Source organism: Pseudovibrio denitrificans JCM 12308 (assembly GCF_001310815.1).
GTDB classification, from domain to species: domain Bacteria; phylum Pseudomonadota; class Alphaproteobacteria; order Rhizobiales; family Stappiaceae; genus Pseudovibrio; species Pseudovibrio denitrificans.
Window position 1 is genome coordinate 138,441 of the sequence record NZ_BAZK01000007.1, and the last position, 14,079, is coordinate 152,519.

Genomic DNA, 14,079 nt, shown 5'->3' on the forward strand with positions numbered 1-14,079 from the left:
ACGCATTGCAATGTTTACGGGATGAGAATAAGTAGTTCCTCAGTGGTATATCAAAGTATTACTATGAAAATATTTTAATAAATATCCTGTTTTTTACGTGGAATTACGATTCCTTGCTTGGTGAACCTGATCTTGGACTGTTCTTCTTTAAGGAAAGAAGCAATATCAAATTTTTGTGTTGCCCAAACGTAATTTTTACCTGCAGCCAAATGAATGCTGGTGTTGCGCAATTCTTCAGGAAGAAACTTAGACTGCAAAGTAAACTCACCCGTCCTTTTTGCTTTTACAGAGAGGAACGCAAGCACACCGTCACGCAGGACAGCGCTGACCAGATATCCGCCGTGGGCTGGCAGGTTGAAGAATGAGGCATCTTTCCAGCCTTGCGGGATTGCCGGGAACACGCGGATCTTTCCACCCCAGCTTTGCAGCAGCATGTCTATAGCCGCCGTTGCCCCCGTGAGAGGAACTTCCACCGTGGTCGCGTCAACTCCGGCGTGTTCATAATATTGCGTGTTGGTCAGATGCATGCGTCCGCCTGCACCAGTATCGAGAAACGCCCGCAAATACTCATGGGCAAGGTCGCCTTCGCCAATGGCGGCGTAGAGTGAAGCTGCCCCGGTAAAGGAGTAACCAACTAGTTTCTCGTGTGGTTCATGAGGTGATTTTGAGAAACTCTGCCAATGATCGACAGACTTTTGAATACGTTCCTTCTCGCCCTCTTGATCCGCATTGCGCAGGTAAAACGGATAGGCCATCAGCAAGTGGCTGTAATGCCGGTGCGCGTCGGTTAGGCTAACATCCTGACCAATCAGATACCCAGTCTCCTCTGAGTAGGGATAGTCCACCAATCGCCCCAGAATCTCAGCGTATTCCAGCCTTTCTTCAGTGTCAGGCTCAAGGGCCAGATAGGTGGAGATCGCCCACTTCAGCACGGCAAGGTCATAGTTGCAATTGCGGGCGGACTTGTATTCTGGTGAGAACGTTTCTGGCAGATGGATGGAACCATCGGACGCATAGATGAAATGATACCGGTAGAACTGAATTCCCTTTTTCAGGAAGTGTTTAACGACTGTATGAAGCGTATCCTGATCGTCTTCATATGAGGCTGAGAGCCACAGGTTATGGACGAGCCAGAGGAAGTTCCCAAGCGTGGCATCCTGCACGTTTTGTGTGTGGTAGGCCGTACCATCCGCAATGCCAGCACCTTCGGTGAAGGGTGCGATTGGCGTCGGTTTTGGTCCTGGTTGGCAGAAGTCTGCGTTGGTGACGGTGTAAAGATTGTAACCACCTGCCTCTCCACCCATTTTTGCCAGTTGGTGCTCATGTTCCTCTAACTGGCGAATGAGTGGTTTCATCAGATCAGAGCGATTGCCATATGCGCAGATCCAATAGGTAAGCTGGGAGTTGAGATTGTGCCAGACGCCGGGCCACGGGGTTGTGGGATCAAACCAAACGCCTTGCAGATCAATCAGCGCACCATCCGGCCGAGTGAGGCAGCGGAGCTTGTAGAACTGGAAATCAACATAGGACTCAAGCTCCTCATCCGGCAGCGAAATCAGCGTTCTGCTGGCGTACTCCGCCCATTCGTCCTCATGGGATTGCCTTTGTGTTTCATAGGGTTCGTTTAGTGCTGCCTGAAGGTTGGCGCGTGCGGTCTCCGCGAGTTGCCCGTTGTTGTAGCGATCGTACTCTACACGGCAGAAATGCCGGAGGCTTTGGTGATGGCGCTGAGTTGAGGTGGCAACGATCACCTCTCCAGCTTCATACCACGCTCACGATAGGTCGTGCTTGTGTACGCGCCAATATCATCTGCGTAGGACCGAACGTCTGCTAGCTCAAACGGTCCATTGTCGTGCGGGTGTGAGTTTCGGGTGCGGGAGGACTGCGGGTTTTCGATTGGATGATAGGTGAGTGTGGAACTAGTCACGACCTGCTTCACATCAAGTATGATGCTGTCGCTTAAAGCGTGGCAGAAGCAAGTGAGGGTGACGTTCTCCTCTTCCAGCTGCAACGTGCCGGAGAGGATGCCCGCGGCAAGATCAAGCCGTAACTGGACGCCTTTGATTTTGCTGGAGAAGGTGAGTTCACAGTACCCGAGTGGTTTGCGGTGGGCCGTCACTTCGGGGTTCACGTTGTAGACGTCCGCTCGTCCCAGAGCCAGCTGCAGCGTGGTGTCGCTCGTCTGGAACAGCATCACACCGACGAGCCCGGACCCAAGCAGAGTGCTTTCCTGCTGTCGTTGTGGGAGAGCGTTGTAGAGCACCTTGTTCCTTCTGAGTTTGCCAAGCTGGGCGTCTAGGCTGATCTGTTCAATGTCACTCTTTTCCAGAAGGGGCATGCTCAATCCAAAATACAAACTGGCGAAATGGTTTTCGCCAGAGACTATCGGAGTGTTTTGTCGCAGGGCAGCACAGTTTATTGAAAAATTTCAATGCCTAGGCAGCTGGAGCGGAATACCTCGAGATCTCAACAAATCTACGTGACAACTCATGCTCAGGAGCATCGAAGAACTCCTCTGTTGCTTTGTGTTCCACGATCCTGCCGCCATCCATGACGGCGATATCATCTGCTAGTTTTGCCAGGGTTTGCAGGTCGTGGGAGATGATGAGGATGCCCATGTTCATCTCTGCGCGCACCTTGCGCAAGAGGGATGTGATCTGCTCTTGAGTGACCAGATCCAGTGCGGAAAGCGGTTCATCCAACACCAGAAACTTGGGCTTCACGGCCAAAGCGCGTGCCAGTGCAATGCGTTGGCATTGTCCGCCGGAAAGTTGATGTGGGCGTTTTGCGGCGCAGGCATCTTCCAGCCCAACCATTTGGAGTAGCTCACGGGCCTGCCTTTGCCGCGCAGCTTTAGGCAGCTTATGGATGGCTTTCAGTGGCTCGCAGATCAGGTCCAGCGCGCTCAGGAAAGGGCTGAGTGCAGCCAATGGGTCCTGCCACATGTAGTGGATGATATTTCCTGTTTTGCTGAGGTCGGGAAAGAAGATCTGGTTGTTGTGAAACAGGGCATCTTGCGGTGTGGGGATGATCCCTGTCATTGCCTTGGCCAGCGTAGATTTTCCGCAGCCAGAGCGGCCAACAAGGCCTGTGGTGCGCGAGGGATGCAGGGTCAGGCTGACTTGCGAAAGCACCTGATTGTCGCCATAGGCGATGGAGAGATGTCTTGCTTCCATGGTCATAGTTGAAGCCTTTCCATAGCTCTGGTGATTTCAGCAGTGGCGCGGTGGCAGTCTGGCGCGACGGGTTGGTTGAGATCGCACGCGTCGACGATCCTGCCAGCATCCATCACCAGCACGGAGGTGCAGGTCTGGCGGACAATGCGCAGGTCGTGGCTGACAAACAACAGAGCAGAACCGGTTTCCTGCCGAACTACATCGAGCGCCTGCAAGGTTTCATGCTCGGTGATCACATCAAGACCGGTGGTTGGTTCATCGGCTATCAGAATAGTTGGCTTTAAAATCAAGGCCATAGCCATCATTACCCGCTGTTTCATGCCTCCACTGAGAGCATTGGGGTATTGCTTCAGGCAATGCTTGGGGAGAGAGACAGCTTCAAGAGCCTGACAGATTGCATTGTGGGCGTCTTGTCCGAGCAGCGAGACATTGTTAGCGGTTTCCAGCAGTTGTCTCTCAACAGTCAGGCTGGGGTGCAACGCGCTGCTGGGGCTTTGGAAAATGCAGAAGATGCCTGTACCTCTGATCCGCTGCTTTTCTGCATGCTGCATCTGCAACAGGTCTTTGCCCTGAAAGTGGATCGAGCCCCTAGTTGCTTCAAGTGGAGCACGTAAAGCGCCGGTAATTGCATGGCATGTCAGAGACTTACCGCAGCCGGATTTGCCGATGAGGCCTAAGCGTTGCCCCGCGGCAAGTTCAAAACTCACCTCCTCAACCAGTGGCTCGCTGTTCTGGGCTGCATTGGCGATGGTGAGGTCTTGGACCTGAAGAAGCGGTGTTTCTACCATCTGTAGGGTTTCCTCTTGTCCAGCTGAAAACGGATGCCTTCGCCCACCAGATTGAAGCTGAGAACGGCGAGGATGATGACGATGCCTGGTGCTAGCACCACGCTTGGGCGCTCGGCAAAGAAAGGCCGTGCCTCGTTGAGCATGGCACCCCATTCTGCAGCAGGGGGCTGTGCGCCGAGACCGAGGAAGCTGAGGGACGAGAGCACCAGCAGAAGACCCGCCATCTCCAGGGAGAGGACCACGAGCAGAGGTGGTAAGATCTGCGGGAGGATGTGTTTTGTGATTATACTCAAAGGCTTCTGCCGCATTGACGGGAGGCGAGCACGTACTCCTTAGAGGCAGCATCCAGCGTGAGGGTTCGCACCAAACGCGCCAGACTTGGCCACCAAGCCAGAGCAACGCCGATGACGGCGGAGGTCAGGGATGCGCCCAGATAGCCGATGATTGCGAGGGCAAAGACCAGCATGGGAAAGGCGAGGAAGATATCTGCAATCCGCATCAAAATCGCATCAACCCAACCCTTGCAGAGAGCTGAGAGCATGCCGGCAGGCAGTGCGATGGCGAGGATAAGGCCGGCTGTTGTGAGCGCTGTGCCCAGAGAAAGTGCTGTTCCAGCCATCAGACGGGAGAGGATACAGCGGCCCAGATGGTCTGTACCAAGCGGATAGGTCAGGTTAGGTGCGCTGAGGCGGTGAAGCAAGTCGATCTGGTTGGGTGGGTGTGGCGCGAAGGCTTCTCCGCCTAAAGCCAGCGTGATGAAGACGCATAGGAAGAGACCGCCCAGTAGAAACGTGGTTTTGCCTCTGAAGAGGTCTGTAACCCGCGAAAGAGGGAGGGATCTGGCACTCTCAACGTAAGCCATGGTCATCCTCCTTGAGTTGAGGCATGAGCCAGTGATTTGTTAGGTCTGCTAGGAAGTTCGCCAGAAAGAACACCAGTCCCATAAACAGCAGATACGCCTGCAAAATTGCGAAGTCCCGCTCTGCGATGGCCTGCAGAGCCAGTTGACCAAGCCCCGGCAAGTTGAAGATATTTTCGATAATTACCGAGCCGCCAAGCAGCGAGCCGAATGAGATTGCCCAGTTGGTGACAAGGGGTGGCAGAATGGATTTCAACACATGGCGGCCCAAAATAGCGCGGCGGGACAGACCCTTCGTGATGGCCAGACGAATATAATCCTCGCTCATCACGCAATGATCCGCTCTCTCACCAATCGGCTCATCACGGCCGCATTGCCAAGCGCCAGCGTAATCACGGGCAAGATCAGATCTTGCGCATTGCCGAACTGCAGCAGCTTGAACCACCCGAGATCCAACGCAAACACTGCAAGCAGAAACAGCGCCAGCCAGAAGGATGGCACGGAGACCAGAAACATGGTCAGCACGTAAAGGCTGGTGGAGAGCGATGTGCGCTGTGAAACAGCCGTTACGGTGCCGAGCACCAGCGACAGGACCAGCGAGCTGACAAAGGCCAGAACAGACAGCGTTGCTGTGATCGGCAAGTGCTCTTTGAACAGCTCCAGCACGGGCCGGCCCGAGGCGATGGATGTGCCCAGATCCAAACGGAAGAGATCCATCAGCCAGATAAAATAGCGTTGTATCAGAGGCTTATCGAGCCCGTACTCTGCGCGCAAGGCATCCACTTGCTCAGCGGAAAACGCCACGCCCAGACGGCGCAGTTCCATCTCGATGGGATCACCAGGGGTGAGGCCTATGATCAGAAAACCAATCAGGGTCATGCCAAACAGAGTTGGTATTCCCGAAAGCGTGCGCTTGAAAACAAACTGCTTCATTTGCTTATCTTTCGTGAAAAGGCAGCACAGCGCACCGCGTTGCGATGGCCTGTGCTGCGCCTCTCTTATTTGGTCTGAGTAACCTGACCGTAGTCGATCCAGTCAGCGTGCTCGAACATTGGAATCTTCAGGCCCGGACGGGACAGGTTGAAGTTCGGCACCATCAGGATTGGAATAGCAGCCAGTTTGGTCTGCACGATTTCACGGTGCGCTTCACGAACAAGTTCAATGACTTCTTCGCGGCTCTGCGCCTGACGGGCGTTGTCGAGGATGGTGTCCAGCTTGCCACCCGGTGCGGTATACTGGTAGCCCCACGGGGTTTTGGAGTGGAACAGGTTGTACAGCAGGTAGGTTGGGTCTGCGTTGTTGTTGGAGGCAAACTCCATGTACAGATCCGCTTCGCCTGTTGCCAGATAGGTGTCGTCGTAAACGCCTGAATCATCTACCTGAACCAGCTCAATATCGATGCCGATAGTGCGGAACATCTGCTCCAACAGCTCTGGCATAGGGCGCACGCTGGAAACGTTCGGGTAAGCAGCAACAAGGCGCAGTTTCATCGCTTTGCCGTCTTTGCTGCGCATGCCATCGCTGCCTTTGGTCCAGCCCGCTTCATCCAGCAGGGCTTCTGCTTTCTGGATGTTGTAGTCAAAGCCGTCGACGTGATCGTCACCAAGACCAAACATCCAGTTTGGCAAAATGCCTTTCGCAACAACGCCTTTGCCGTTGAACAGCACCTGAGCGAGCTGCTCGCGGTTGATGGCGTACGCCAGCGCTTCACGAACGCGCTTGTCCTTCAGCGTGTCGTAAGGCGCCTTGCCGTGCAGGTTGGTCAGCAGAGCCACGTAACGGATTGGGCGGGATTCGTGCACCACAACAGAGCCATCTTTTGGCAGGCTCAGCAGCATCTGAGGGGTGACCTCGGCTACGATGTCGACTTCCTTGTTCTGCAGTGCCAGCAAACGGACCTGATCATCAGCAATGAAGTGATAGGTGATGTTCTCGACCTTCGGCTTCTCACCCCAGTACGCCTCATTGCGCTTCATGCTGATGGACTGTTTAGGCTGATAGCTGTCCAGCAGGTAAGGGCCTGTTCCGATTGGATTTTCTGCGCGATCACCATGAATGGAGAACAAGGAGGCTCCACGGTGGGTCATGTTTTCAATGACGAGTGAGGAGTTGATCTCGGACTTGAAGGTGAAGGTGTAAGGTCCGGTCTGGTTAAAGCTCTCCTGATCAATCTGCAGGAAGTCAGAGCGGCCCTGATCGTACAGCTTCAACGCGTCGATTGCGGCTTTTGCATCAAAGGTTTGTCCGTCATGGAACTTGATGCCTTCGCGCAGCTTGATGCTGTAGACGCCGTCTTTGTAGTCCCAGGTTTCAAACAGAACGCCTTGCGGAATGAAGTTTTCGTCTGGCTTTACAGCGGTTTCCACGATCTGCCCGGCTGGACGGCGGGTGGTGAAGTTGAACTTCTTCGGATCCACACTGTAGCGGTCTTTTTTCACCGCAATGCGCAGTTGCTGGATGTCTTCCGCGTGCACTGTGGAGACGCCAGAAACCAGAGCAGGAAGCGACGCTGCCAGAATGCCACTGACGCTAAGTAGTTGTTTGAACTTGTTCATTTCAATTCCAATCTTTGTCTGTAATCTTGCGAAAATCAGAGAAAGACCGGAGGGGCTCGCGGGGCATGGCTTCGCCGTGGAATTGCATAGTGCCCCACCTCGTTGGGGGCGAAGACATGCATTGGCTTTGCAGGTTCAAGGACAAAAATGCTCTGAGAAGCAGCTTCTGGTAGCTTCAGCGAAGCAAATGAGAACATACAGAACGCGTTGTTCTGCTTGTCTTTTTGCTCATCGTCTTCATCAGAGGTCTCTATGAAAATCTGCTGAAGGCCCTGCGAAGTGCAGATCGTGATTTCAAAACCATCCGTACCGGCGCGCGGCATCATGCCGGGCGGCGCGATAAGCTGCAGGATCACAAACCATGTTGCGAGCCAGCAGGCCAATACGGTTGTCGGTTTCAAAGCCAAGTGAGTGCACCATGCGCTTGATGAGCCATCAGAGCCAACCTCAGCCATTGCTGAGATTGAGGGGATAAGCGAGTGGCAGGAGCGGCGTCCTGCGGGTCCGATGCATGCAATTGTGGCACTGGCTTTCCTGCAAGCAGCCTGCAGAAAACCTTTGGTTGCCATGGGTTTGCATGACGGAGCCAGAATGTCCTTTGAGAAAATAGCCCTTTTATGTCAGCATATTAGCCAAACTAAAAAAGGCCGGGACAAACCAGTTTATGCTTGGACGGGAGGTGCTCTGGGCGCAGCAATGCGCACGGTCGTTTCCGTAAGTGCAATACTTGTCGGAAGCGTAACCACATCAATAGGAAGGGGAGAAGCGTCGAACTCTGTGTGAGGGGAAGCGCTGAGTGCCTTGGCAACAACATTGCCGAACGCGCAATTGTCGTAGCTTCCTGCTCTTCAGCCTGCTGGATTTCGTTGCCATGTTCATCAAGCAGCACGGTTTGCATACCTTGCGCGGTGCAGATGACAATCTCAAAGCCGTCCTCTCCTCCGGAAACCATCATTCCGGGAGGTGCAACAAGCTGCATCAACACAAACAGTGCAGCTAATACAGTCGCTTTGGCTTTTGTCAGTTTCACAGCAAACTCTAGTGACGCTAAGTGCATTTCCGCCTTAGGCTAGTACAAAATACGTGTCAATGACTTTTACTTATCTCTCTTGTGACTCTATGAAAAAATTTTAGTGGGCTGTGGTGCACTTTTGCTTGGTAGGCACAGGTAAGCGCTCAAGAAAATATCATGTTTTCATAGAGTTATTGCGCGCAAGAGGTGTAGAGACTACGGGAATAAACTGAGTACTGCCCAGATAGCGTTAAACCGCCGCAGCTTGATAAGCCTGGGTTGCGTTGAGGAGCAGGGCAGATGGGTCGGAGGCGGTTTCAGGGTATTCCTGAACCTGCAGCAGAGACTGTAAGCCACTGACTTCGCTGGCTTCCTGCTCTTCACCACCGCCAAGATTCTTCTCGCGAAGCTCGGTGTAGGCTTGTGCCAGGTTGGTTTGAGCCTGAGCTGCAACGGCCTGATCCTGACCGGATGGCTGTGCGGGTGCGAGGGCTGCTGCGATGACGGTGGTCAGCTTTGCGATGCTGGCTTCTGGGTCTCCGGAGATCGGTGCGGAGTCAATTGAGACTTCGCCGCCAATGGCATAGCTGTGGCCGTCGGGGCCGCGGGTTTCGGTGTAACTTGGTGCACCAGCGAATGCGCCGCCGGCTGCTGCATGGGCTTGCTCGTGAGCGCGAACTTCCGCGTCGCGGGTCTTAAGCTCTTGAACTTGCTCCTGTTCTCCTTCGGAAAGCTGTCCGTTTTCATTCTTGGACTTTTCAGAGGAGGACGAGGCTGCAACCGGGTTGGCGGAAAGGTCGCTGGTGATCGTGACCGAATCCTTCGGAACCGCATGCTCAATGGAAAAAGGCGTTGTTTCCTGCTGGTTTACGCGTGCAGGCTGGGCCGCGTTGTAAGACGCGGGGCGAGCAAGTCCAGCAAATGAGGAGCCAATTCCATCTATCATAGGTTGAACTTATACAAGTTACCGGTGCTTTTGGTAAAGGGTTTTCTGGTACACAATTTTGTTAGGTGTGCTACGGTTTTGCTTTGGGCGTATGCTGTAAACCTGTGTATCTAAAGGAAAGATTGCGTGGGGCTTGAGGGAATTCGGGAATGATTGAAGATTTGAGCCGGTCTCAGCAGGAGATATTGGATGCTGCCGCCGAGTGCTTCATGAAGATGGGGCCGGATGTGGCTTCCATTGATGATATCGCCGGTCTTCTGGGGTCCACGAAAGGCCGTGTCTACCACCATTTCCGCTCCAAGGGCGAACTGCTTTATGCGGTGCGCCTGCGCTCAGTTTCCCTGCTGATGGAACGGGTTAGCCCAATCGCCGCGCAGGATATTCCCCCACTGGAGAAGCTGCGCGCCATGTCGTTTGCCCATGTGCTGCGCATTCTCAAATTCCTGAGTTATCACCGTGTTGTCAGCGAAGACACGCGCATGTTCTTCCGTGGGTCGGCGAAACCGCATGAGAAGGAGATGATTGAGCAGATCATTGAAATGCGCCGCTCCTATGAGAACTTGTATCGTGCGGTGCTGACAGAGGGCATAGAAGCTGGCGTGTTCGCCAATCAGTCCGTCTCCATCACCTTGCATTCCATCATTATTTTGATGAACGGCCCATGCTTCTGGTACTCCCCGCGTCCCGAGCAAACCGACAAGGACGTTGAGGAAATTGCCCGCAGCGTGTCTGATCTGGTGCTGCGTGCTGTGGTGGCTGACCCGGCAGTGCTGGAAACGGCTTAGCGCCCGCTCCCAACGGGGATATCTCGTTTGCGTTGAAATGTGCGTTGGTTTGCGCGCTTTTGCGTTTTTCTGCGTTGCTGTGTTTTGGCGAGCCTCGCCAGCCCGTCGCGTCAGTCCGCGTGTAGATTTTCCAGCAGCGGACACTGCACATTGCCGCTTTCGCAATTTCCCATCAGCTCCTCCAGCGCCTTTTCCAGTTGGCGAAGGCTTTCGATTTTTTCACGCACAGATTCCAGATGTGCTTTGCTCATATCATGAGCGATTTTACAGTTTTCGTCCTGCTGCTCGCCGAGACTCAGAAGTGCCTGTGCATCTTTGATGGTGAAGCCCAGATCCCGGCAGCGTTTGATAAAGCGCAGGTGGCCGATTTCCTTCTCAGTGTAGGCGCGGCGCCCATTATCCCCGCGCTGGTTTGGCAACGATGCCTTCGCGCTCGTAGTAGCGGATCGTTTCAATGGCAACGCCGCTGCGCTTTGAGGCTTCTCCAATCGCGAACATGTGAACTCTCCCGCCTTGATCCTGTAGCCACTACAGCATTTATAAGCCTGAGGCAGAACCTTCTCAACCGAACAAACGGACCGGCCAATGAAGACCTTTCTCAAAATGAGCTATGCGGGCTCGTTCACCTCGCTGGGGGTTGCCACTTGCTGTGTGCTGCCCATCGCTTTGATGCTGGCCGGGCTTGGCGGCAGTTGGCTGGCGGTGTTCGGCAAGATCGCGGCTGCAAGCTACGTCGTGCTGGTGGCGTCTTCCGTGTTGTTGATGCTGGCGTGGGGTGTTGCTGTGCACCGGGGCTCTGTGGTCCGCCTGAAAACACATTTGCTGCTGAGCACCATCGTGACGGCACTGGCCTGGGCTATCGTGTTCAACGAAACCGCCATAAACGACCACCTGATCAGCCTGATGTGATGCCATGACCAAAACAGTGATGCTTGAAAGCACCGTGACTTGCCCGGAATGCGGCCACCGCGAAACCGAAGTGATGCCCACCGATGCCTGCCAATGGTTTTATGAGTGCAAAGGCTGCGGCACCCTGCTGAAACCTCTGCCCGGCGACTGCTGCGTCTACTGCTCTTACGGCACCGTCCCTTGCCCACCAATCCAGCTGGATGAGGCGTGCTGCGGCTAGCCCTGACCGCAAAGCTTTCACATCGCGCAGGCTCAACGTAAATCGATGACAGGCCCAAACGGTGTAGCCGACGATACTGCGCGGAAACGGTAGCCTTTCAGGCGCGGTAAAGCATCAAGATCAAACGTGGTTTTCACTTAACTCAATTCGCCAATTTCAACAAATTGACAAAGCCCTTACTACAACCACCCGCAGCGCATAACTCAAGCTGCTGCGTAATCGGGGAGCGGATCCACTTATAAAACGCGCTCACCTGTCCAAACAAACGGGACCACCTCACTTTAATACTGAGAGGCATTAAGGGAGTTAATAGTCAGGCTCCAAAGTTTTACGAGTTTTATGAACTCATCCAGTCTTTCCTCAAACATTTGGAAATCGAGTTCTGAGGCTGAAAATCTTGAGTTTAGAGCGGGTTGGTTATCGCCTTCGGTCATTGCAAGTGCTGCATTGCCGGTGCCTTTGCCGAGTAAATTGGCCTGAAGCAGGAGTTGATACCCAGTCAGGCGCTTATCTGTTTCAATATCAGGCAGATGAGCAAACAAGATCATTTCATCTTGTTTATTAGCGGCAATCGTAAGGATGAACTCCTCTTCAATATCAAGTGAACAAGTTCCGTCCTTATCCAATTTCAGATGTGGTAATCCAATTTTTTTGCCAAGATTGGTTATGAGTGTTTCGATGTTGCTCATGATGCTCCTCATAGCCTTGGGATCTAGAGCGTGTCGCGTTCATTAGCACTCAAGCTACACACTCTGACATATTTATCGGAGCGAATTCTTATCATTTCATTGAATCCCATCATATGGAACGCGCTCTAGGCTTTATCTTTGGCGTTTTCTGCCGCGTAGCTATGTTCATCAAAATAATTTACCGTCGCGTCGAGTGCATGTTCTTTTGCTCTCCCCAGAGCCTGGCCCGTTTCTGTTCCGTCATAAAGGCCAATAAAATCATTGAGGTCTGACACGTAGTCAGTTGGATTAGATGGTTGATCATCTGGAGTAGTTTTTTCTAAACCAAGATTAAGCTCTAACTCTCCATCCAGGTACTGTCCGGTCCATAGTGCCTCATGAATTGCATGTCCGCCGTCATAGGTCAGGAACATGGTGGTGAGGAGCATGTAATCTTTCGGGTCCGGAACTGTATTCTCATTATCGCTGTTCTCCATGAGATGCTTTAAGAAAAACAGATTCAGGTTTGTTGAACCCGAGACACCGCTGGCAACCGGTATCCCATGTTTTAGTGCTTTAAGCTGTGTTTGCGACGGTTTTTCCAGCACCGGGATATTGCGTCGGGATGGATGCGTGCTTGGGATTTTAGTTTGGTCGTCTTCAAAGGTGACAGCACCAGGCTGGTAATCGAGTGTAATTCCAGCCTGTAATTTATCTGATACTTCACTGGTGCCGAAAAGATTTCCTGGCGCTGTTCTGCGATTAGCTTCTCGGTGTACAAGCTGATAAGCTTTGTTCGCTTTATGTATAAAGCTGACCAGATCTTGTTCTCCCTCTTTTACTGGAGGGCGGTCTTCAGGCCATTGATTGGTGAGGATATTATTAAGGTTCACACAGAGTTTAACCGTTAACATTGGGACAGCGATGGCTTCGTAACCATTGGTCGTTGGAGCGCTCAGAAAATCTTGTAAATTCTTAAATGCGTCCTCTGCTGGGCAGTCTGCCAGTTTTTGTAGTTGCGGGCATTCAGTTATCCAAAACCTCTTATCGCGCTGCAGAGCCGACTGAAGATTTTTGGCAAGATCTTGCTGGACACGGGGTGTCTGTTCTGAAACCGTTTGAAGAGTGCCTAGCTTTGCTGTGTGTCCGGCATCTAAAACTGACTGCGGGGGATTGTGAACAAGGTCTGCAACCAGATTGCTGTCAAGTACCCTTGAGTAAACGGCATCGTGTAGTCTTGTAAGGGGTTGCTCGTCTGATTTTCCCATCTGTACGGAAAATTCTATCGCCCGTGCTGCAAGTTCCTCAAGGCCGTTGTCTTTTAGCTCTTTTGCTGACTTGTATAATATAGCCCGTGTTTCCGGCACTGACAGCTGATGGCCAAGAATCTGTTTTCTTACAACTTCATCAACTTTGTCCAATGCGATAGATGCTGTTTGGTCTAGATCCGGATTTTGCTTTTCTTTTTTTAGCAGAGAGAGAAAGTTCGTGGTGACTTCGCCAGGTGTGCGGGGAACTTCGCCCCCTTGTGCTGCGTTTTTTCTTCTCTGATTTTTGGGATACACGATATTGGTATGAACATCTTTTAATGAAAGAGCGACTGCTTCCTTCAGGACGGGATTGTCAGCGTTACTCAGAACATTGAGTGAACGGGTGATACTTGAAATGCCGTCGTCATCTGCATCTTCTGCCAATTTCATAACTTTGGATGTGATTTGCTTGGAAGCCTCTATAGGATCTTCTGGTACTGACTTGCCTTCGAAGAAAACCTCCATGGTTAGTCTGGTTCCAAAGTCCTTGGCATCGTCGAAAAGATCATTTGCTCTTTTTACGGTTTTTTCGGAGATCTCAGTTGGAGATTTAAGCGCCCTTTCAAGTAATTTCAGTGTTCGAATAGTGCTCCTTTTCGCTAAAAAATGATCAGCAACTTTTCCGGCTACATCTTGGGTGAAAACGGCATTAAGTTCATCCTTAAGTGCTGTCACGGTAGATTTGCTTTGAAGTGCCTCTTTTATCTCAAAGTCAAGCAGGCCTTCTGATGCCTGCTCAGTGCCATCAGTTTGGTCCTCGGGGAAATTAAGTTGTAAACAGCTATAAACTTTCTGAGCCCATGTCTGCTCTACCGGAGTTATCTTACGTTTGGGCATATGGGGCTCCAGAG

Annotated in this window: 19 protein-coding genes; 3 read left to right on the plus strand and 16 right to left on the minus strand. The window is 52.5% G+C overall.

Annotation, left to right across the window (positions count from 1 at the left end; genetic code table 11):
* Positions 1–74: 74 nt before the first annotated feature.
* The 12 genes from JCM12308_RS10755 to JCM12308_RS10795 form a co-directional block, all read right to left on the minus strand.
* Positions 75–1,751, minus strand: a complete 1,677-nt coding sequence (locus tag JCM12308_RS10755; RefSeq protein WP_208978444.1) for a glycosyl hydrolase family 95 catalytic domain-containing protein — start codon at positions 1,749–1,751, stop codon at positions 75–77.
* Complete coding sequence (locus JCM12308_RS29600; protein ID WP_208978445.1) at positions 1,748–2,338, minus strand: hypothetical protein; 591 nt, start codon at positions 2,336–2,338, stop codon at positions 1,748–1,750. Before JCM12308_RS29600 ends, JCM12308_RS10755 begins: the two co-directional genes overlap by 4 nt.
* A gap of 97 nt (positions 2,339–2,435) precedes the next feature.
* Complete coding sequence (locus JCM12308_RS10760; RefSeq protein WP_208978446.1) at positions 2,436–3,176, minus strand: ABC transporter ATP-binding protein; 741 nt, start codon at positions 3,174–3,176, stop codon at positions 2,436–2,438.
* A 2-nt stretch (positions 3,177–3,178) separates the two neighbouring features.
* Positions 3,179–3,964: an ABC transporter ATP-binding protein gene (locus JCM12308_RS10765; protein WP_054783711.1), complete on the minus strand. Its 786-nt coding sequence runs from the start codon at positions 3,962–3,964 to the stop codon at positions 3,179–3,181.
* Positions 3,958–4,257, minus strand: a complete 300-nt coding sequence (locus JCM12308_RS32205; protein ID WP_208978447.1) for an ABC transporter permease subunit — start codon at positions 4,255–4,257, stop codon at positions 3,958–3,960. The genes JCM12308_RS10765 and JCM12308_RS32205 overlap by 7 nt, the downstream gene beginning before the upstream one ends.
* Complete coding sequence (locus tag JCM12308_RS32210; protein ID WP_208978448.1) at positions 4,254–4,826, minus strand: ABC transporter permease; 573 nt, start codon at positions 4,824–4,826, stop codon at positions 4,254–4,256. The genes JCM12308_RS32205 and JCM12308_RS32210 overlap by 4 nt, the downstream gene beginning before the upstream one ends.
* Positions 4,813–5,151, minus strand: a complete 339-nt coding sequence (locus tag JCM12308_RS32215; protein ID WP_208978449.1) for an ABC transporter permease subunit — start codon at positions 5,149–5,151, stop codon at positions 4,813–4,815. The genes JCM12308_RS32210 and JCM12308_RS32215 overlap by 14 nt, the downstream gene beginning before the upstream one ends.
* Positions 5,151–5,756 (minus strand): ABC transporter permease, encoded by a 606-nt coding sequence (locus JCM12308_RS32220; protein ID WP_208978450.1) that lies wholly within the window; start codon positions 5,754–5,756, stop codon positions 5,151–5,153. Before JCM12308_RS32220 ends, JCM12308_RS32215 begins: the two co-directional genes overlap by 1 nt.
* Positions 5,757–5,821: 65 nt before the next feature.
* Positions 5,822–7,378, minus strand: coding sequence for an ABC transporter substrate-binding protein (locus tag JCM12308_RS10780; protein WP_054783712.1), 1,557 nt, complete (start codon positions 7,376–7,378; stop codon positions 5,822–5,824).
* A 35-nt stretch (positions 7,379–7,413) separates the two neighbouring features.
* The gene (locus JCM12308_RS10785) at positions 7,414–7,833 is read right to left on the minus strand and encodes a DUF2946 family protein (protein ID WP_164845289.1); all 420 of its coding nucleotides are present in this window, start codon (positions 7,831–7,833) and stop codon (positions 7,414–7,416) included.
* Between the two features lie 182 nt (positions 7,834–8,015).
* Positions 8,016–8,408, minus strand: coding sequence for a hypothetical protein (locus tag JCM12308_RS10790; RefSeq protein ID WP_208978451.1), 393 nt, complete (start codon positions 8,406–8,408; stop codon positions 8,016–8,018).
* 232 nt (positions 8,409–8,640) lie between these two features.
* Positions 8,641–9,336 (minus strand): putative metalloprotease CJM1_0395 family protein, encoded by a 696-nt coding sequence (locus JCM12308_RS10795; RefSeq protein WP_008548870.1) that lies wholly within the window; start codon positions 9,334–9,336, stop codon positions 8,641–8,643.
* Between the two features lie 149 nt (positions 9,337–9,485).
* Here JCM12308_RS10795 and JCM12308_RS10800 point away from each other — a divergent pair, with 149 nt between their 5' ends.
* Positions 9,486–10,121 carry a TetR/AcrR family transcriptional regulator gene (locus tag JCM12308_RS10800; RefSeq protein ID WP_014284733.1) on the plus strand — a complete coding sequence of 212 codons (636 nt, stop codon included), beginning with the start codon at positions 9,486–9,488 and terminating at the stop codon, positions 10,119–10,121.
* 110 nt (positions 10,122–10,231) lie between these two features.
* On the opposite strand, the gene JCM12308_RS10805 is transcribed toward JCM12308_RS10800, so the two are convergent.
* Positions 10,232–10,540 carry a MerR family DNA-binding protein gene (locus JCM12308_RS10805; RefSeq protein ID WP_208978452.1) on the minus strand — a complete coding sequence of 103 codons (309 nt, stop codon included), beginning with the start codon at positions 10,538–10,540 and terminating at the stop codon, positions 10,232–10,234.
* Complete coding sequence (locus JCM12308_RS29620; RefSeq protein ID WP_208978453.1) at positions 10,518–10,619, minus strand: MerR family DNA-binding transcriptional regulator; 102 nt, start codon at positions 10,617–10,619, stop codon at positions 10,518–10,520. The genes JCM12308_RS10805 and JCM12308_RS29620 overlap by 23 nt, the downstream gene beginning before the upstream one ends.
* Positions 10,620–10,706: 87 nt before the next feature.
* Here JCM12308_RS29620 and JCM12308_RS10810 point away from each other — a divergent pair, with 87 nt between their 5' ends.
* Both JCM12308_RS10810 and JCM12308_RS10815 read left to right on the plus strand, forming a co-directional pair.
* Positions 10,707–11,030 carry a hypothetical protein gene (locus JCM12308_RS10810; RefSeq protein ID WP_054783714.1) on the plus strand — a complete coding sequence of 108 codons (324 nt, stop codon included), beginning with the start codon at positions 10,707–10,709 and terminating at the stop codon, positions 11,028–11,030.
* A gap of 4 nt (positions 11,031–11,034) precedes the next feature.
* Complete coding sequence (locus tag JCM12308_RS10815; RefSeq protein ID WP_054783715.1) at positions 11,035–11,250, plus strand: GDCCVxC domain-containing (seleno)protein; 216 nt, start codon at positions 11,035–11,037, stop codon at positions 11,248–11,250.
* A 281-nt stretch (positions 11,251–11,531) separates the two neighbouring features.
* Here JCM12308_RS10815 and JCM12308_RS10820 read toward each other — a convergent pair whose 3' ends face one another.
* Together JCM12308_RS10820 and JCM12308_RS10825 are read right to left on the minus strand one after the other, a co-directional pair.
* Entirely contained in the window at positions 11,532–11,939 is a 408-nt protein-coding gene (locus tag JCM12308_RS10820; RefSeq protein WP_054783716.1) for a type III secretion system chaperone, read from the minus strand.
* A 125-nt stretch (positions 11,940–12,064) separates the two neighbouring features.
* Entirely contained in the window at positions 12,065–14,065 is a 2,001-nt protein-coding gene (locus JCM12308_RS10825) for a hypothetical protein (protein WP_054783717.1), read from the minus strand.
* Positions 14,066–14,079 lie beyond the last annotated feature (14 nt).

Excerpts from the sequence above, each read along its gene's own strand:
- JCM12308_RS10785 (WP_164845289.1), bottom strand. The coding sequence starts at position 7,833 with ATGGCTGAGGTTGGCTCTGATGGCTCATCAAGCGCATGGTGCACTCAC.
- JCM12308_RS10815 (WP_054783715.1), top strand. The coding sequence starts at position 11,035 with ATGACCAAAACAGTGATGCTTGAAAGCACCGTGACTTGCCCGGAATGC.
- JCM12308_RS10765 (WP_054783711.1), bottom strand. The coding sequence starts at position 3,964 with ATGGTAGAAACACCGCTTCTTCAGGTCCAAGACCTCACCATCGCCAAT.
- JCM12308_RS10810 (WP_054783714.1), top strand. The coding sequence starts at position 10,707 with ATGAAGACCTTTCTCAAAATGAGCTATGCGGGCTCGTTCACCTCGCTG.
- JCM12308_RS10820 (WP_054783716.1), bottom strand. The coding sequence starts at position 11,939 with ATGAGCAACATCGAAACACTCATAACCAATCTTGGCAAAAAAATTGGA.
- JCM12308_RS10825 (WP_054783717.1), bottom strand. The coding sequence starts at position 14,065 with ATGCCCAAACGTAAGATAACTCCGGTAGAGCAGACATGGGCTCAGAAA.
- JCM12308_RS10800 (WP_014284733.1), top strand. The coding sequence starts at position 9,486 with ATGATTGAAGATTTGAGCCGGTCTCAGCAGGAGATATTGGATGCTGCC.
- JCM12308_RS10760 (WP_208978446.1), bottom strand. The coding sequence starts at position 3,176 with ATGGAAGCAAGACATCTCTCCATCGCCTATGGCGACAATCAGGTGCTT.
- JCM12308_RS10780 (WP_054783712.1), bottom strand. The coding sequence starts at position 7,378 with ATGAACAAGTTCAAACAACTACTTAGCGTCAGTGGCATTCTGGCAGCG.
- JCM12308_RS32220 (WP_208978450.1), bottom strand. The coding sequence starts at position 5,756 with ATGAAGCAGTTTGTTTTCAAGCGCACGCTTTCGGGAATACCAACTCTG.
- JCM12308_RS32215 (WP_208978449.1), bottom strand. The coding sequence starts at position 5,151 with ATGAGCGAGGATTATATTCGTCTGGCCATCACGAAGGGTCTGTCCCGC.
- JCM12308_RS29600 (WP_208978445.1), bottom strand. The coding sequence starts at position 2,338 with ATGCCCCTTCTGGAAAAGAGTGACATTGAACAGATCAGCCTAGACGCC.
- JCM12308_RS10795 (WP_008548870.1), bottom strand. The coding sequence starts at position 9,336 with ATGATAGATGGAATTGGCTCCTCATTTGCTGGACTTGCTCGCCCCGCG.
- JCM12308_RS32210 (WP_208978448.1), bottom strand. The coding sequence starts at position 4,826 with ATGGCTTACGTTGAGAGTGCCAGATCCCTCCCTCTTTCGCGGGTTACA.
- JCM12308_RS29620 (WP_208978453.1), bottom strand. The coding sequence starts at position 10,619 with ATGTTCGCGATTGGAGAAGCCTCAAAGCGCAGCGGCGTTGCCATTGAA.